We start from the raw sequence: 18,172 nt of genomic DNA, 5'->3' as shown, positions 1-18,172 counted from the left end.
CTTGGGCTGCGCCCAGCGAAGCCCACTCAGTTTTCTTTGCTGTCGTCGAGCTTCAGTGCACCACCTTCGAAGACATTAAGCTTCTCGCGCATTTTTGCCTGTTGCTCAGGCGTCGCAACCGGCGAGCTTGGGACCGACCCCGTGGGCGTCCCTGACGCCGCGCCGGGTGGCGCTGCGCCGCCTGCTGGCTTGGCTTCACCTTCCGCGCCCTGCTCGCCCTCGATCGCCCGCTGAGCCTTTTTGGTCAGCACGATGATGTCGATGCGCCGGTTTACCGGATTCAGCGGGTCGGCACGATCGAACAATGCCGAGGAGGCATAGCCCACGACCCGGGCAACCTGCTCATCCGGATAGCTGCCCGCCACCAGGGTGCGGCGCGCGGCGTTGGCACGCTCGGCCGACAACTCCCAGTTACCGTAGTCGCCATGGCCGACGAAGGGCTTGGCATCGGTATGGCCGCTGACGCTGATCTTGTTCGGCACCGCCTTGATGGTGTCGGACATGGCCAGCAGGATGTCTTCGAAGTACGGCTGCAAGCGCGCGCTGCCACTGTCGAACATCGGCCGGTTGGCGGCGTCCATGATCTGGATGCGCAGGCCGTCCTGGGTGATTTCAAACAGGATCTGGTCCTTGAACCGCTGCAGCTGCGGGTTCTCGTCGACCTTGTTCTGCAGTTCTTGCAGCAGCAGTTCCAGGCGCTCTCTCTCGAGCTTTTCCGCAATGTTCTCGGCCTGTGTTTCGCTGGGCGCGATATCACTGTCGGTGTCTGAGGTGGTGTCGGTGGCCGCTTTGGCGTCCTTCACTTCCGGATTCAGGGTTTTGTCCGGTGCCGGCGTTGGCGTGCCGCCCAAGTCAATCACATAGGGGCTAGCGCTTTCGCTGAAACCGACGGGGTCCTGGAAGTAACCGGAAATGGCTTTCTTCTGCTCGGGCGTGGCCGAGGACATCAGCCACAGCACCAGAAAGAACGCCATCATTGCCGTGGCGAAGTCGGCGAAGGCGATTTTCCAGGCACCGCCGTGATGTCCAGCGGCAATCTTTTTGACGCGTTTAACGATGATGGGTTGGTTGTTATCCATCTATCAGCGACCGCGAATCGCTTGTTCCAGCTCGCTGAAACTCGGGCGGTGGGCATGGAACAACACCTTGCGACCGAACTCCACGGCCAGCGATGGCGGCATACCCGAAGCAGAGGCCACCAGGCTGGCCTTGATCGCTTCGAAGACGTTCAACTCTTCCTTGGCATCGTGCTCCAGGGAGGTGGCCAAGGGGCCGAAAAAACCATAGGCGGCAAGAATACCGAGGAAGGTACCCACCAACGCCGCCCCTACGTGCTGGCCGAGGGAAGATTGCTCGACCTGGCCCAGCAGGGCCATGGTCACCACGATACCCAGTACCGCCGCAACAATACCGAAGCCCGGCAGGCCGTCAGCGATGCGGGTAACCGCGTGGGAGGGGTGTTCGAGTTCTTCCTTGAGGCTGGCCAGCTCCATATCGAACAGACCTTCCAACTCGTGGGGTGCCATATTGCCGGAGGACATGATGCGCAGGTAATCGCAAACATAAGCGGTCATTCGTTCATCTTTGAGCAGCGCCGGGTACTTGCTGAAAATGGCGCTGGCACCGGGGTCTTCGACATCGGCCTCGATGGCCATCATGCCTTCGCGGCGGCTCTTGTTGAGGATCTCGTAGAGCATGCTCAACACTTCGAGGTAGAACGCATGGGTGAAGCGCGAGCTGAACATCTTCAGCGACTTCTTCAGCACGGTCATGGTGGTGCTGCCAGGGTTGGCCTGGAGGAAAGCACCCAGTGCCGCGCCACCAATGATCATCACCTCAAAGGGCTGGATCAGTGCGGGGATTTTGCCGTGGGACAACACATATCCGCCCAGCACCGAGGCGAACACAACAATGATGCCAATGATTTTTGCCATAAGAGATTTACTTAGAAAGCCAGGAAGACACAGCCAAGAGAAGGGTTATTAAAATCAGCCCTTCTAATTATCGGAACTTATACGCCAGACTATAGCCAGTTAAGGCTAAAAGCCAATGGGCTAAACCACATGCCGACCTTGCCACCGCTACCCTCCAGCCTGAAAACCTGGCTCAAGCATCTCGATAGTGTTCGCCTGCCAATCCTGGCAACGACCCACGAGCGGGTGCGGCGTTCGCTGGTCAGCAGCAGCACGTCATTGCGTGAAGTGGCCGAGCGTATTGAGGGCAGCCCGTCCCTGGCACTGCTGGTGTTGCGTGAAGCCAACCGCAGCAACAACAGCCTCAGCGAGCCCGCCGAAAGCCTGGAAGTCGCCATCAGCCGCCTGGGCCTCAAGCGCACAGAAGATCTTCTCAATATGTTGCCGGTGCTGGCCGAGGAGAAAATTCCCAAGCCGCTGCGGCAAATCCAGCTGATCAGCCTGCACGCCTCACAACAGGCCAGCGGCCTGTTTGCCAATCGCCTGGCGCGGCTGTGGCAGGAGATCCACTGGAGCAGCCTGCTGTTTCTGGCCCCACTATGGCCTTTGGCCGCAGCCCACCCCGACCTGATCGAGAAATGGGAACAGCGCGTGCTGGGCCTGGGCGAACCTACGCACAAGGTCGAGCGCGAGCTGTTCGGGGTATCACTACCCACCCTGTGCCTGGCCCTGGCAAGACACTGGCACCTGCCGGAATGGATCATTCAGGCCTACCGCCTGCTGGCCACCGAGCGCCGCCTGTTGGCCAAGGCGCTGCACATTGCGCGTAACAATGAAGAGCCGCTGCATCAGCAACAGCTGCTGGATGCCGACCCGGCGTTGTCGCGCTGGCTGACCCAGCCCGGCAACACCATTGTGTTCGCCAACGCCCTGGCGCTGAGCGCCCACGCCGGCTGGAAAAGCGCCCACAGCCTGCGCTGGCAACGGATTACCGCGCTGTACTTGCAGGTGTCGCTGGCCGAGCTGCAGCAACTGACCCACCAGCAGGCGGTAAACAGTGCGCATCAATACCCCGCCAGCGATCTATGGCACCCGGCCCAAGCATTGCTCTGGCCCTGGGATGCCCGTCGCCTGCAAGCGACCCCGCCGCCACCAGTGGCCAAAGACATCTCGCCCGCCTGGCAACAACATTGCCGTGAGCTGCTGCGCGAGCCGAGCGCCTTCGCCAATCTGCTGCAACTGACCAGTTGCATCCGCGATGCCCTGGATGCCTGCGGCATGAGCCGCGCCCTGGTCCTGCTGAGCGATAAAACCCAGACCCGCCTGCTCACTCAGCAAACCGTCGGCCTGCCCAAGGAGGCTCAGGCGCTGACCCTCGACCCCGCCAACAGCCAGGTGCTCAAGCGCCTGCTGGCGCAACCAGGGCAATTACGCCTGAGCCCGGAAAACATTGCCCAGTTTTCCGCACTCATGCCCGGCACCCTGAAAGCCTTGTTCCCCAGCGAACATATGCTGCTCCGCTCACTGGCCAACAACGGCAAAGTGGTCATGCTGCTGGTGGTCGACCAACAGGGCGCGCCGCTGAGCGACCCCTGCGTGCAGGCGTTCGGCAAGATCTCGCAATGCATCGAACGGGCGCTCGGCAGCTTTGCCAAACGCGGGCGCTAACCTTTCCGCTACAATTGGCCCCCTTATCATTTGGCTCGGAGGCCATGCATGTCTGCCTTCTCTGGTTTGCCCCTGGTCCTCGAACCCGCTGACCTCGCCCCGCGCCTGCAGGCGCCGGAGCTGATTCTGGTCGATCTCACCAGCGCCGCCCGCTACGCCGAAGGCCATCTGCCTGGCGCACGCTTCGTCGACCCGAAACGCACCCAACTGGGCCAACCTCCTGCCCCCGGCCTGCTGCCGGAGCCGGCACAGCTGCAAGCCCTGTTCGCCGAACTGGGGCATAACCCCGACGCGGTGTATGTGGTGTATGACGACGAAGGCGGCGGCTGGGCCGGGCGATTTATCTGGCTGCTGGATGTAATTAGCCACACCAAGTATCACTACCTCGATGGCGGCCTCCTGGCCTGGCAGGCCGAGCAGCGCGAGCTGAGCACTGTGCTACCGGCGGCCACCCCGCAGACACCGGTGGCGATCCAGATCCACGACGCGCCGACCGCCACCCGCGAGTACCTGCAAAGCCGGCTCGGCAGCGCCGACCTGGCCATCTGGGATGCCCGCGGCCCGGCCGAATACCGCGGCGAAAAAGTGCTCACCGCCCGCGGCGGCCATATCCCCGGTGCCGTGAACTTCGAATGGACCGCCGGCATGGACCAGGCTCGCGCCCTGCGCATTCGCCAGGACATGCCCGCCATTCTGGAAAGCCTGGGCATCAGCAAGGACAAAGAAATCATCACCCATTGCCAAACCCATCACCGCTCCGGCTTCACCTACCTGGTGGCCAAGGCGTTGGGCTATCCACGGGTCAAGGCGTACGCTGGCTCCTGGGGTGAGTGGGGCAACCTCCCGGATACGCCAATCGAGGTCTGATCCTCGGCTCGGCCACCTCTTCAACGTTTAAGGACCACCATGAAAGATCGTCTGTTTATCCTCAGCCAGTACCTGCTGCCCCATCACCTGCTGTCGCGCCTGATCGGCTGCATCGCCGAATGCCGTGCGAGCTGGCTGAAAAATCCGCTGATCAACTGGTTCGTCAAACAGTACCAAGTGGATATGAGCCAAGCGCAGGTCGAAGACCCGACCGCCTACGAAAACTTCAACGCCTTCTTCACCCGCGCGCTCAAAGACGGTGCCCGGCCGCTGGACGAAACCCCTGGCGCAGTGCTGTGCCCGGCCGACGGCGCGATCAGCCAGCTGGGTGCCATCGAACATGGCCGCCTGTTCCAGGCCAAGGGCCACAGCTTCAGCGCCGTGGAACTGCTCGGCGGCGACAGCGAACGCGCAGCACCTTTTATGGGCGGTGAGTTCGCCACTATCTATCTGTCGCCCAAGGATTACCACCGCGTGCATATGCCCCTGGCCGGCACCCTGAAAGAAATGGTGTATGTGCCGGGTCGCCTGTTCTCGGTCAACCAGACCACCGCCGAAAACGTGCCAGAGCTGTTCGCGCGCAACGAGCGCCTGGTGTGCCTGTTCGACACCGAACGCGGTCCGATGGCCGTGGTGTTGGTGGGCGCGATGATAGTCGCCGCCATCGAAACCGTGTGGGCCGGGCAAGTCGCACCGCCAGCCCGCCTGCTGAAAACCACCCGCTATGACGCCGCTGCACGCGGGCCGATCGAGCTGGCCAAGGGTGCCGAACTGGGCCGTTTCAAATTGGGCTCCACGGCCATCGTGCTGTTTGGCCCGAACCAGGTGAAGTGGGCTGAGCATATGGTCGCCGGCAGCGCCACCCGCATGGGCGAGCGTTTGGGCGACGCACGCTGATGGCGGCAATCCGCTGCTCAGCTGCAGCGGATGATTTGCAGCCCCGTTGAACGTCCACCTCGACGCTGGGGTCTCAAGCAGAAGAAACCGCGCTCGATCAAGGCAAAATGCCATCTTTGCCATACCCTCGATTGGCTGCGGGTATGGCAAGATGCTGCTAGAGTTCGAAAAACCAGACATTCAGATCGACTCGCCACGCCCCCGTGCGCAGGAGTGTCCAGCCAGATGGATTACGAGTTACATGGATAAACAGAATCCCCACCTGCTGCTACGTGTACCCACGCCAAACCAGCAGAAGCTATCGTTCTGTGACTCCAGCCCTCGCGATCTGAAGCGGTGGATCGCCGGCCTGCCGAAAGCCAATCTCGGCGAAACGGCCCGCCAGCTTTATCAATCCCTGGTCGAAGTCAATCAACTGATCACCCCAGCCGAAAACCGTATGCAGCTGCTCGAGCTGTTGCGCGCCGAAGTCTATTTCGTCTGCAAGCATCTGGAACGTCACTTCCTCAACCAGGCCATTGTCCTGGATGAGCGTCCACGCAAAGTCGCCAACCTGTGCCAGGCCCTGGAAAACCACCTGGCCGCCGGCTACAAGCTGATCGTCGCCCAGGAAGCACCGCGCAATGTGCGCGAGCGCAACCAGCTGCAACTGCTCACCATCGCCATCCAGCGTGCTGCCCATTGCCTGTGCGGACCGCTGATTCGTGCCAGTCAGTTGTATTGCCCGGTTCCCGAAGGCCTGTGGCTGGAGCTGCACAAGCTCTACCAGATCGCCCAGAACAGCGCGCTGCAAACCATCGTCGTACGCGATGACATGGCCCTGCACACCAAAGGCCTGAGTGTTGAACAGACCTACCTGATCGCCCTGCTGCTGGGCTGCGCCCGCACCAACCAGATGCGCCAGAGTGGCATCGCACGGCTTTCCGAAGTGCTCGGCTCGTGGAGCAGCCTGGTCCACCTGCAAGCGGCCGACGAGCCAGGCAGTCTGTTCGCCATTCCGTCCCAGGTCGATGGTCCGCCGCGCTACAAGTCGTTGTACCAAGAGAATGAGCTGCACAACCTGCTGGGTATCGACCCTCAGCCGCTGGTCGATGCGATCAAGGAACACCTGCTGATGCCAGCAGAGAGCCGCAGCGAATCGCGCCTGCTGATTCCCGAAGGCATGAGCATCGACCTGCTGCAGCATCTGAGTTCAGCCTGGGGCGATATCGCCGAGCGCACCTTTCAACGCAACGCCGGCCAGGGCAGCCTGACCCTGTGCCTGGGCATGAGCGCCCTGCACTACTTCCTGGCCGGCAGCAAGCCGTTCAACGAAGTGCTTATGCGCCCGGAAGAACGCCAGACCGCCAGCTTCAAAGCGATCAATGCCGATGCCAAGGACATCTGGCGCAACGCCTTCGACGCCCAGGCCATGGACTGGAACGGCGGCCTGCCCCATGAAGAAATCCAGTACCAGAGCCCGCTCAGCGAGGCCGAGGCCGGCAGCACCAGCTCGGGCGAAAACAACTACCCGACCTTCGAACTGGCCATCGTCAACCATAGCCCCGGTGGATACTGCCTGAGCTGGCCGAAAGAGGTGCCCAACCAGTTGCAGGCCGGCGAGCTGCTTGGCGTGCAGGATTCCCCCGAACAAAGCTGGAGCGTTGCCCTGGTGCGCTGGATTCGCCAGGTCCGTGGTGGCGGCACGCAGATGGGCATCGAACTGATTGCCCCGCACGCCCAACCGTGCGGCCTGCAGTTGCTGCGCAAAGCCGACCAGAACAGTCAGTACCTGCGGGCCTTGCTGCTTCCGGAAATCAGCGCAATTTCCCGTCCGGCCACCTTGATCACCGCCCGCCTGCCGTTCCAGGAAGGCAATAAAGTGCAGATAAATCTGAACGGCGATGAACGCCGGGCCGTGCTGAGCCGTAAACAAACCAGCACCGGCAGTTTCAACCAGTTCGAATACCGCGCGGTTGAGCAGGCACCCTCAGAACAAGGGAAACCGGTCACACCGCAGAAGAACCAGGGTGCGAGCGGCGAGGAAGACTTTGACTCACTTTGGAAGTCACTGTAGATTGCCCCGCACACCCCCTTTTGTCGCCTTTTCGCGCCCGCTCGGCGCAGTCTAAGCACACGCCATGGCCATCGAAAAGAAAACCATCCGGCTGCTGATTCTCGAGGACTCGCAGAACGAGGCCGAGCGTCTCGTCAGCCTGTTCCGCAATGCCGGTCGCGCTACCCGCGTGCATCGTCTTACCTCCAGTGACGACCTGGCGACAGCCCTGCAGCAAAGCTGGGACCTGCTGATCGCCGCGCCGAGCAGTGAAAACCTTGACCCCAGCGAAGCGATCAATGCGATCCGCCGTCAGGCCAAAGATATTCCGCTGATTCAGCTGACCGCCGACAACGATCCCGACGCCATCACCGAAGCCCTGGCCCTGGGTGCCCAGGATGCCCTGCCGCAAGGCGAGGACGAGCGTCTGATTCTGGTGGCCAATCGTGAACTGGCCAACCTTGAGGAACGTCGCGGCCGCCGCACCGCCGAAATCGCCCTGCGCGAAGCGGAGAAGCGCTGCCAGTTGCTGCTCGACAGCTCGGTGGACGCCATCACCTATGTCCACGACGGCATGCATATCTATGCCAACCGCGCGTACCTGAAGCTGTTCGATTACGAGGACGCCGACGAACTCGAAGGCATGCCGATGATCGACCTGATCGCCAGCTGCGATCACAGCAACTTCAAGGATTTCCTGAAGAACTACCAGAGCGCCGAAGGCAGTGCCGAACTGACCTGCAGCGGGATCAAGGCCAACGGCCAGACCTTCCCGGCGCGCATGAGCTTCTCGCCAGCCACCTACGACAGCGAGCCCTGCATCCAGGTGGTGATCCGCGCCGAAAGCGGCAACGCCGAATTGGAAGAAAAGCTGCGGGAAATCAGCAGCCAGGACCTGGTCACCGGCCTGTTCAACCGCAGCCATTTCCTTGAATTGATGGACGCCGCTGCCGAACGCGCGGTGAACGCCGGGCAACCGGCCACGCTCAGTTATATCCGCGTCGACCGCTACAGCAATCTGCTGGCCGAAACCGGCCTGGCGGGCATTGATTTGCTGCTCACCGACCTCGCCAACCTGTTGCGCCAACACTTCAGTGACGATGCCCAACTGGCCCGTTTCGGTGACGACGTGTTCGCCGTGCTGCAACCGGGCAAGACGCCGGAGCAGGCGCAGGACGAGCTCGCCGCGCTGCTGAAGAAAGTCGAAGGGCATATGTTCGACGTCAGCGGCCGTACCGTGCAGACCAGCCTGTCCATCGGTGTTGCCGGGCTCAACGAAAAGACCCCCAACGCTCAGGAAGTGGTCGACCGCGCGCACCGCTGCGCCGACGAACTGGGCGATGGCAACGGCATCAAGCTATACAACCCGGCCCAGGAACTGGCTGCCGCCGCCAACCGCGGCAGCATTGTCGCCATGGTTCAGCAGGCCCTGGAAAACAACAGCTTCCGCCTGTTGTTCCAGCCGATCATCAGCCTGCGCGGCGACAGCAACGAGCACTACGAAGTGCTGTTGCGCATGCTCAACCCGCAAGGCGTCGAAGTGCCACCCGGCGAGTTCCTCGAAGCCGCTCGCGAAGCCGGTATGGCGGAGAAGATCGACCGCTGGGTGATCCTCAACTCGATCAAACTGCTCGCCGACCACCGTTCCAAAGGCCACAACACCTGCCTGTTCGTGCACCTGTCGAATGCCAGCGTGCAGGACCAGACGCTGCTGCCATGGCTGAGCGTCGCCCTCAAGGCCGCGCGCCTGCCGTCAGACTCTCTGGCCTTCCAGCTCAGCGAGCCGGATGCCACCACCTACCTGAAGCAGGCCAAAGCGCTGACCCAAGGCCTGGCGGAGCTGCACTGCAAAGTAGCCCTGAGCCAGTTCGGCTGCGCGCTGAACCCGTTCAACACGCTCAAGCACCTGAACGTCGATTTCGTCAAAGTGGACGGTTCTTTCTCCCAGGACCTGAGCAGTGCCGAATCCCAGGAAGCGCTGAAAACCCTGCTCAGCAGCCTGCATGCGCAAGCCAAGCTGACCATCGTGCCGTTCGTGGAAAGCGCCAGCGTGCTGGCGACCTTGTGGCAGGCCGGGGTGAATTACATCCAGGGTTACTACCTGCAGGGGCCAAGTCAGTCGATGGACTACGACTTCGCTGCCGGCGACGAGTAACAGCTAAAAGCATCGCGGCTAAAACCGCTCCTACGAGACCGCACAATCCGTAGGAGCGGCTTTAGCCGCGATGCTCTTGATCTAAAATCGGCCACAAAAAAGGCACCCCGCGGGGTGCCTTTTTCATTGCAGCGAAGCTTAGTGCTGGGCAGCGCCCGCGCCTTCGGCTTGCATGCGCGCCAGTTCCTGGGCGTACAGGGCATCGAAGTTCACCGGAGCCAGCATCAGCGCCGGGAACGAGCCACGGACCACCAGGCTGTCCAGGGTTTCGCGGGCGTACGGGAACAGGATGTTCGGGCAGAACGCGCCGAGGGTGTGGCTCATGGACGCAGCGTCCAGGCCCTTGATCAGGAAGATGCCCGCTTGCTGCACTTCAGCGATAAAAGCGGTTTCTTCGCCGGTCTTGACGGTAACCGACAGGGTCAGAACCACTTCATGGAAGTCGCCTTCCAGAGCTTTCTGACGGGTGTTGAGGTCCATGGCAACGCTTGGAGCCCATTCCTGGCGGAAGATTTCCGGGCTTTTCGGTGCTTCGAACGACAGGTCGCGCACGTAGATGCGTTGCAGGGAGAATTGCGGGTTTTCAGCGCCTTGAGCAGCGCCTTCATTGGTCACTTGGTCAGTCATAAGCAAAAACCTTCTTATCGTTAAAGTGGGTAAAAACTCAGCCCTTGAGCAACGCGTCCAACTTGCCGGCGCGTTCCAAGGCATAAAGGTCATCGCAGCCCCCCACGTGGGTGGCGCCGATCCAGATCTGCGGCACCGAGGTAGCGTGGGCTTTGCGGGTCATTTCAGCGCGCACGTCGGGCTTGCCGTCGACGCTGATTTCCTCGAAGGCTACACCTTTGTGGGTGAGCAATTGTTTGGCGCGGATGCAGTACGGACACCAGGCGCTGGAATAGACGACGACAGCAGGCATGTCACTTCACCACTGGCAGGCTTTCACCGCGCCAGCTGGACATCCCGCCAGACAGCTTGGCGGCGTTGAAACCGATTTTCTTCAAGTCGCGGCTGACGGCACCGGCCTGCTGGCCCAGAGCGTCGACCACGATGATGGTTTTCGCCTTGTGCTTCTCCAGCTCGGCAACGCGGCTGGCGACTTTGTCGTAGGGGATGTTCAGGGCGCCGACGATATGCCCGGCGGCGAAATCTTTGTTGGCGCGCACGTCGAGGACGATGCCTTCGTCGCGGTTGACCAGCGCGGTCAGCTCGCGGGTGCTGAGGCTGGCCCCGCCTTTGCTCAGCTCGGTGAAGATCAGCGCTGCCAGCAGCACTGCGAAAATACCGCTGAGCACATAGTGGTTAGTAGCAAATTCAATCAGGTGAGCGAGCATCAATAAGTTCCAGAACGGCAAAATGTCGGCCAGTATACACAGCCCCCAAGGGCGGCCAAACCCCGTCCAGCGGTGACGCCGCCCCTCATTCGCTTTAAAATGCCGAACCTTTTCGGCCTGTCGGAAAACTAATACGCGGGTGAACATTCCTTCACCGTGTTTTTCGCAGGTCCAACCTCGATCTCCCATTGCCAAAAGCGAGCCGGATAATGACTGCCACGCCCAAACCACTGGTGCTAATCATCCTCGATGGCTTCGGTCACAGTGACAGCCCCGAATCCAACGCCATCTACGCCGCCAATACCCCCGTCTACGACCATCTGCGCGCCACCCAGCCCAACGGCCTGATTTCCGGCAGCGGCATGGACGTGGGCCTGCCCGACGGGCAGATGGGCAACTCCGAAGTTGGCCATATGAACCTCGGTGCCGGCCGCGTGGTGTACCAGGACTTCACCCGGGTGACCAAAGCCATCCGCGACGGCGAGTTCTTCAGCAATCCGGCCATCGTGACCGCCGTCGATAAAGCTGTAAGCGCTGGCAAGGCCGTGCATATCCTCGGCCTGCTCTCCGACGGCGGCGTGCACAGCCACCAGGACCACCTGGTCGCCATGGCCGAACTGGCCGCGCAACGGGGTGCCGAAAACATCTACCTGCACGCCTTCCTCGACGGCCGCGACACCCCGCCGAAAAGCGCCCAGCCATCCTTGCAACTGCTGGACGACACCTTCGCCAAGCTCGGCAAGGGCCGCACCGCGACCATCATCGGCCGCTACTTCGCCATGGATCGCGACAATCGCTGGGACCGCGTTGAGCAGGCCTATAGCCTGATCGTCGACAGCAAGGCCGAATTCACCGCCGATAACGCCCAGGCCGCCCTGGAAGCTGCCTATGCCCGTGGCGAGAGCGACGAATTCGTCAAAGCCACGCGCATTGGTGCTCCCGCCAAGGTCGAAGACGGCGACGCCGTGATCTTTATGAACTTCCGCGCCGACCGCGCCCGCGAACTGACCCGCGCCTTCGTCGAGCCCGACTTCGCCGACTTCGCCCGTGCCCGCGCCCCGCAACTGGCCGGCTTTGTCATGCTCACCCAGTACGCAGCCAGCATTAAAGCGCCCATCGCCTTTGCCGCCAGCAGCCTGGACAACGTGCTCGGCGAATACCTGGCGAAAAACGGCAAAACCCAGCTGCGCATCGCCGAAACCGAGAAATACGCCCACGTCACCTTCTTCTTCTCCGGGGGCCGCGAAGAGCCGTTCGAAGGCGAAGAACGCATTCTGATCCCCTCGCCAAAAGTCGCCACCTATGACCTGCAGCCGGAAATGAACGCCCCCATCGTCACCGACCGCATCGTCGAAGCCATCGAGCAGCAGCGCTACGACGTGATCGTGGTCAACTACGCCAATGGCGACATGGTTGGCCACACCGGCGTGTTCTCGGCGGCTGTGAAGGCCGTTGAATGCCTGGACGAATGCGTTGGCCGTATCGTCGCCGCGCTGGACAAAGTCGGCGGCGAAGCGCTGATCACCGCCGACCATGGCAACGTCGAGCAAATGGAAGACGAAAGCACGGGCCAAGCGCACACCGCGCATACCTGTGAGCCGGTACCTTTTATCTACGTGGGTAAACGTGCGCTGAAGATCCGCGATGGCGGCGTACTGGCCGACGTGGCACCGACCATGCTGAAATTGCTGGGATTGCCGAAGCCAGCGGAAATGACCGGCGAGAGCATCGTTATCCTGGATTGACCAATCCAGATCAAAAGCATCGCGGCTAAAGCCCCTCCCACAAGGAAATACGTTCCCTTGTGGGAGGGGCTTTAGCCGCGAGTTTTTGAAGGTGGGTCAGGCTACGCGCATATAAAAAAACCGGGCTCTTTCGCCCGGTTTTTTTATGCCTCAAGCACTGATCAATGCTTGGTCTCATCACTGGCCTTCTTGGCCAGGTAATGGGCGAACAGTTGGTTGGCGTTGCCCAGAGAGGTCAGGTGAGCGTAGATCCAACCGAGCATGCCTGAGCGGTGCAGTTCCAGCACATGTTCGTCGGCCAGGGTAAGGAACTTCTCTTCGTCCACGGCGAGGAAATCGCTCAGAACAAACGATTCACCACTGCCATGACTCAGTTTCAGGCTACGCGGCGCCAGCAACTCCAGCTCATTGAGCTTGGCGACGAAGCGGCGGGTGCGCTCCATTTCGGCGGTGAAGTTCTGTAGGAAATGAATCATCTCTTCCAGGAATTCGCTGTTCTGCCCTTCGGCGGTGAACAGCTCGCGACCTTGTTCTTCGTTCCAGCCTGGATAGGCGGAGTCGAAGCACACGGTGAAGTTCTCGGCTCCGTCCTGGGCCAGGACAAACGGATAACGACGGACAAAGGCGGGAATATAGGTATTTTCGGCCCATTGCTGATCAGCGCCAACGTAGCCGTTGTGGCCCTCTTTCAGGCCGAGCAAGGCAATCGGCATGGCCGCTGCGCCTTCACCGATAAATACGATGGGGTAGTGACGGGAGGCCTGGAAGAACTCCAGACCGGCCAGTGGCACCAGGTGGGTGCCGGCGGCGAATTCGCTGTTGTTGATACCGGCGAGTTTCAGCGACTTGTGTTCGTCGCGGTTCAGCGCCTTGATTTCTTTGTAAAGCAACAAGGTGGTCATCTACAAAAACTCCTGAAAATTGGACGTAACGAATAACCAGAGGGCCAGGACAGCAAAAGCTGGGTATAGCAAAGCGGACGGCAGGGTCGCAGCAACGCCGGGCACTGCCAACCGACCCGGACCACTCTCAGAAATGCCTTACGTAGATTGCAGCTGACCTAAAGATCGCCCAGCAGCGCGCGGCGGTTGTGGTTACAGCGCGCGCTGCTGCAGCCAGCTGAGGAAGTTGCTTTCGCTCAGTGGCGGGCTGAAGTAGAAGCCCTGGCCCAGGGCGCAGTCGAGGTCGCGCAGGCTGTGGTATTGGGCGGCGGTTTCGATGCCTTCGGCGACGCATTCCAGACCAAGGTTGCGCGAGATCATCAGGATGGTTTCCACCAGCATCAGGCCATTGGCGTCGTCCGGCAGGTCGTTGACGAAGCTGCGGTCGACTTTCAGACGATCCAGCGGCAAGCGCTTGAGGTAGGTCAGCGAGGAGTAGCCGGTACCGAAGTCATCGATGGCAAAGCGCACCCCCAGGGCCTTGAGGGCCTGCATGGCGGCGATGCATTGGTCGACGTCTTCGAGCAATACGCCTTCGGTGATTTCCAGCTCCAGCACCCTGGCTGGCAGGTTGTGCCGTTGCAGGCAATCCGCCACCCGCTGCACCACATCGAACTGGCGCAGCTCATGGGGGCTGAGGTTGACCGCCAGCACCAACTCCGGCCAGCGCCAATGCCAGCGCGCCAGCGCCGCGCAGGCTTCGTCCAGCACCCAGGCACCGATATCGAGGATCAGCCCGGTCTCTTCGGCCAGAGGGATGAACTGTGCCGGGGGAATTTCGCCGCGCTCGGGGTGCGTCCAGCGCAGCAACACCTCGGCACCCACCACCTGGCCGCTGATCAGATCCAGTTGCGGCTGGAAGGCCAGGTGCAGTTGGTCGCGGGCCAGGGCCTGGCGCAACTCGCCCTGCAGTTGCAGGCGCTGGTCGATGGCCGCCTGCATGGCCGGGGCGAAGAAGTGCAAGGCATTACGCCCGCCGCGCTTGGCCCGGTACATGGCGGTGTCGGCCTGTTTCAGCACATCGGCGGCACCCTGCTCGCCCACCGGGTGCAGGGCGATGCCGATACTGGCGCTGATCGACAGTTCATGGCCGTCGATCTGGTAGCTGCCGAGCAGGCTCTGCAGCAGTTTTTCGCCGACATCGGCGGCGTGTTCACCGGCCACTTCCGGGTTGTCGCCGATGCTTTCCAGCAGCACCACAAACTCATCACCGCCCAGACGCGCCAGGGTGTCTTCGGCGCGCAAGCAACCGGCCAGGCGGGTGGTGACTTCGCGCAGCAAGGCATCGCCGACCGGGTGACCAAGGCTGTCGTTAACGGTTTTGAAGTGGTCGAGATCGATAAACAGCAAGGCACCAAACGAGCTGTCGCGCACTTCACGAGTCATCGCATGTTGCAGGCGATCGAGCAGCAGGCGGCGGTTGGGCAGCCCGGTGAGCTCATCGCTGTAGGCCAGGCGTTCGATTTCGCGCTGATAGCGTTGGCGCTCGGAAATATCGGTGACGCTGGCGCGAATCAGTTTTTGCTCGCCGGGCATGCGCACCAGGCGCACTTCACAGGGCAACTGGCGCCCAGCGCTGTCGCGGTGCAGCCACTCGAACACCGGCGCAGCGCCTTCCAGAGCCGCCGTGGTGTAGCCCATGCCGGCTTGCGCGGAGGGGCGGCCGTCCGCCTGGCGTAGCGGGCTGAGGTCCACCGGGCGACGGCCGATCAACTCCTCGCGACTGAGCTTGAACAGGCGCTCGGCGTTTTCGTTGACGTCCACCAGGCCACCCTCTTCGGTGAACAGCAGGATCGCCTCCGGGGCGTGCTCCACCAGAGTGCGGTAGCGCGCCTCGGCCTCGAAACGTGCGGTGATGTCTTCGATCAGCGCCAGGCAGGCTTCCAGATGGCCCTGTGGATCGCGCACGGCGCGCAGGCTCAGACGGGTGTAGATCACGCTGCCATCGGCACGCAGAAAACGCTTCTCCAGTTCGTAATCGTCGCGCTCACCGAGGGCCACGCTTTCGAACAGTGGCTGCTCGATCAGCAGGTCGTCGGCATGGGTGAGCTGGGCCCAGCCACCGGCACGCAGTTGGTCGCGGCCGCGGCCGAGGATCTGGCAGAGTTTGCTGTTGACCTCCATCCACATGCCTTGCGGGCTGATCATCGCCATGCCAATCAGCGGTGCCTCGAAGAACAGCCGCAGCCATTCGTCGCGCTCGCGCAGTTGCTGCTCGGCCAGCTTGCGCGCGGAAATATCCTGGATGGCACCGTAGATGCGAATCACCCGGCCATCGTCCTGCTCGGTAAGGCCCTTGATCCGCAGAAACCGCGGATTGCCGCGTGCGGTGATCAGGCGCACTTCGACATCGAAGGGCCGGCCATCGCGCATGGTGTCGGTCATGGTGCGCTGGGCGGTGGCCTGGCCTTCCTTGTCCAGATAACTGACGGCCTGGTTGAAGTCCGGGGTGGCACCGGAGGGGTCCAGCTCAAACAGGCGGAAGCAGCCTTCGCTCCAGAACATGCTCAGCCCAGGCACTTCCAGCACCCAGCCGCCGATGTCGGCAATCGCCTCGGTTTGCGACAGCAGATGGGCCTGGCGCAACAGTTCTTCACGGCGCGAAGCGATTTCGCCAGCCAGGCGCTCACGCGAGGTGACGTCGTTTTGCAGGGCGATGTAATGGCTGATGCCCTGGTCATCGCGCAGCGGCGACAGGGTGATTTCGTTCCAGAACGGCGTGCCGTTCTTGCGGTAATTGCGCATCACCACCTGCGCGGCATCGCCCCGCTGCAGCGCTGTGCGCATCTGATGGCGGCCGCCTTGCTGGCGCTCTTGGCCTTGCAGGAAGCGGCAGTTGCGCCCCAGTGCCTCGCTACGTTGGTAGCCGGTGATACGTTCGAACATCGGGTTGCAGTAGATCAGCGGCAAATCATCCTGACGCGCATCGGCAATCGAGATGCCCAGCGGGCTGGCTTCCAGGGCCTGGTTGGCCAGCGCCAGTTGCTGCTGCATTTGCGCGCTACGGCCGAGGGCCAGGCGCAAATCGCTGAGGCTGCGGCCAATCAGCAAGGTGGCGACCATCAGCAGCAAGACGCTCAGGTGCAGTTCGGTCACCGGGTTAGCCGACGCGGTCGACGCGCCCTGGCTACCGGGAATCAGCGGCAGCAGCAAAATCACCAGGCTGCTCAGCACCGCACCGCACAAGGCCCCCGGATAACCCCAGAGCATCGCCAGGCTGAGCATCACCACACCGAGGATCGGTAAAGTCAGTTGCACCGGCAGCACATCCAGCAACAGCGGCAGCCCCAGCAGCAGCCCGACCAATACCCACCAGGGCGGCAGACGGCGCAGCGGTTCGGCGAGAACCAGCGCCGTGTTGTCCACTGGCATCACCCAGCCACGCCGGCGCAGATACACCGTCAGGTAACTGAGCAGAGGCGTGGCTATCACCAGGGTACTGAAGCTGTCGGCCAGCCACATGGTCAGGCTGGCCAGGGCCCAGTCACCTCGGGGCGGTTGCCCGGCGATAAACAGCCCGACCTGCACCAGCAGCGCCAGCAACGACACCGGCACCAACACGCCGAGCAACAGGTAACGGATCAGATGGCTGAGGTCGGGCAAGGCAAAATCGAACTGGTGCCGCCTCAGCAGTAACCAGCCGGCCGCCGAGCTGAGGGTTTCCGGCAGGCCGAACAGCGGCCCCCAGTGCCAATCCAGCCCCCACAGCGGCGCACTGAGGGCGGCGTTGAGGTAAATCGCCAGCAGCACCCGCGGCCCCCACCAATAGGTGAACACCAGCCCCAGGGCGAACGGCAGGTACCACAGCGCCATGCCCGCGGTGAATTGGGTGAACAGCGAACACCAGGTCGCCAGATGCAACAGGGGTAGCGGCAGCCACCATGTCCACTTCGGGGGATGATTGAAAACAGCCAGCATGCGGACCTCGGGACAAGACGCTGGCATAGCATAGAACGTTACGGCGTCTGTGCTGCTGTTTTGCCAGTATCTGTCGGACGCCGGAAGATCAAAAAGTCGAGGCTGAATCAGCTGCCCGCCGCCAAGAGATTCGCACCTCTGCCCTCAATCTGCGCACCTGGACCCCAGCCCGCGCCGGGATGACGGTGAAAGGTGCAAAAAAAACCGTCGTCCCAGCGCAGGCTGGGACCCAGAATCTCGCAGAAATACGACTGGCGTTCGGACGAACGAGGAGCGCCCGACATTGAAACTATCGAGGCCGAATCGGATGGCCGCCCCCTATCCTGCAGGGGTCGCACTTCCGCCTTTGCATCTGCCCACCTGAACCCCAGCCTGCGCCGGGATGACGGTGAAAGGTGCAAAAAACCCCCGTCGTCCCAGCGCAGGCTGGGACCCAGAATCTCGCAGAAATACGACGGGCGTTCGGACGAACGAGGAGCGCCCGACATTGAAACTATCGAGGCTGAATCGGATGGCAGCCCCCCTCTCCTGCCGGGGCCGCACTTCCGCCTTTGCATCTGCCCACCTGGACCCCAGCCCGCGCCGGGATGACGGTGAAAGGTGCAAAAAAACCGTCGTCCCAGCGCAGGCTGGGACCCAGAATCTCGCAGAAATACGACTGGCGTTCGGACGAACGAGGAGCGCCCGACATTGAAACTA

13 protein-coding genes are annotated in these 18,172 nt (G+C 62.0%); 6 read left to right on the top strand and 7 right to left on the bottom strand.

Annotated elements, in window-relative coordinates; translation table 11 throughout:
• Positions 1 to 26: 26 nt before the first annotated feature.
• On the bottom strand, positions 27 to 1,079 hold the full coding sequence (motB, locus tag ACVW0Y_RS23115; RefSeq protein WP_457441624.1) for a flagellar motor protein MotB: 1,053 nt from the start codon (positions 1,077 to 1,079) through the stop codon (positions 27 to 29).
• A 3-nt stretch (positions 1,080 to 1,082) separates the two neighbouring features.
• Entirely contained in the window at positions 1,083 to 1,934 is an 852-nt protein-coding gene (motA, locus tag ACVW0Y_RS23110) for a flagellar motor stator protein MotA (RefSeq protein WP_457441622.1), read from the bottom strand.
• A gap of 129 nt (positions 1,935 to 2,063) precedes the next feature.
• On the opposite strand from motA, the gene ACVW0Y_RS23105 reads away from it, so the two are divergent.
• The 5 genes from ACVW0Y_RS23105 to ACVW0Y_RS23085 all read left to right on the top strand — a co-directional run bounded on the left by ACVW0Y_RS23105 (position 2,064) and on the right by ACVW0Y_RS23085 (position 9,535).
• On the top strand, positions 2,064 to 3,581 hold the full coding sequence (locus ACVW0Y_RS23105) for an HDOD domain-containing protein (protein WP_457441620.1): 1,518 nt from the start codon (positions 2,064 to 2,066) through the stop codon (positions 3,579 to 3,581).
• A 48-nt stretch (positions 3,582 to 3,629) separates the two neighbouring features.
• Positions 3,630 to 4,448, top strand: coding sequence for a rhodanese-like domain-containing protein (locus ACVW0Y_RS23100; protein ID WP_457441618.1), 819 nt, complete (start codon positions 3,630 to 3,632; stop codon positions 4,446 to 4,448).
• Positions 4,449 to 4,487: 39 nt separating this feature from the next.
• Positions 4,488 to 5,345, top strand: a complete 858-nt coding sequence (asd, locus tag ACVW0Y_RS23095; RefSeq protein ID WP_457441616.1) for an archaetidylserine decarboxylase — start codon at positions 4,488 to 4,490, stop codon at positions 5,343 to 5,345.
• A 241-nt stretch (positions 5,346 to 5,586) separates the two neighbouring features.
• Positions 5,587 to 7,401, top strand: a complete 1,815-nt coding sequence (locus ACVW0Y_RS23090) for a molecular chaperone (protein ID WP_457441614.1) — start codon at positions 5,587 to 5,589, stop codon at positions 7,399 to 7,401.
• A gap of 64 nt (positions 7,402 to 7,465) precedes the next feature.
• On the top strand, positions 7,466 to 9,535 hold the full coding sequence (locus ACVW0Y_RS23085) for an EAL domain-containing protein (protein ID WP_457441612.1): 2,070 nt from the start codon (positions 7,466 to 7,468) through the stop codon (positions 9,533 to 9,535).
• 138 nt (positions 9,536 to 9,673) lie between these two features.
• On the opposite strand, the gene secB is transcribed toward ACVW0Y_RS23085, so the two are convergent.
• The 3 genes from secB to ACVW0Y_RS23070 are packed head-to-tail and all read right to left on the bottom strand — an operon-like array spanning position 9,674 to position 10,869.
• Positions 9,674 to 10,162, bottom strand: coding sequence for a protein-export chaperone SecB (gene secB, locus ACVW0Y_RS23080; RefSeq protein WP_122451596.1), 489 nt, complete (start codon positions 10,160 to 10,162; stop codon positions 9,674 to 9,676).
• 37 nt (positions 10,163 to 10,199) lie between these two features.
• Positions 10,200 to 10,454, bottom strand: a complete 255-nt coding sequence (gene grxC / locus ACVW0Y_RS23075) for a glutaredoxin 3 (RefSeq protein ID WP_457441610.1) — start codon at positions 10,452 to 10,454, stop codon at positions 10,200 to 10,202.
• Position 10,455: 1 nt separating this feature from the next.
• Positions 10,456 to 10,869 (bottom strand): rhodanese-like domain-containing protein, encoded by a 414-nt coding sequence (locus tag ACVW0Y_RS23070; RefSeq protein WP_457441609.1) that lies wholly within the window; start codon positions 10,867 to 10,869, stop codon positions 10,456 to 10,458.
• Between the two features lie 209 nt (positions 10,870 to 11,078).
• Between ACVW0Y_RS23070 and gpmI the strand changes: the two genes are divergently transcribed.
• Positions 11,079 to 12,614 carry a 2,3-bisphosphoglycerate-independent phosphoglycerate mutase gene (gpmI, locus tag ACVW0Y_RS23065; RefSeq protein WP_457441608.1) on the top strand — a complete coding sequence of 512 codons (1,536 nt, stop codon included), beginning with the start codon at positions 11,079 to 11,081 and terminating at the stop codon, positions 12,612 to 12,614.
• A 161-nt stretch (positions 12,615 to 12,775) separates the two neighbouring features.
• On the opposite strand, the gene ACVW0Y_RS23060 is transcribed toward gpmI, so the two are convergent.
• Both ACVW0Y_RS23060 and ACVW0Y_RS23055 read right to left on the bottom strand, forming a co-directional pair.
• Complete coding sequence (locus ACVW0Y_RS23060; protein WP_457441606.1) at positions 12,776 to 13,516, bottom strand: SapC family protein; 741 nt, start codon at positions 13,514 to 13,516, stop codon at positions 12,776 to 12,778.
• A gap of 192 nt (positions 13,517 to 13,708) precedes the next feature.
• The gene (locus ACVW0Y_RS23055) at positions 13,709 to 17,473 is read right to left on the bottom strand and encodes an EAL domain-containing protein (protein WP_457441604.1); all 3,765 of its coding nucleotides are present in this window, start codon (positions 17,471 to 17,473) and stop codon (positions 13,709 to 13,711) included.
• Positions 17,474 to 18,172: the final 699 nt, after the last annotated feature.

It is taken from the genome of Pseudomonas sp. TE3786 (assembly GCF_054057335.1).
The sequence above is the reverse complement of the archived record's forward strand: the minus strand, read 5'-3'. Positions and strand labels throughout refer to the sequence as shown.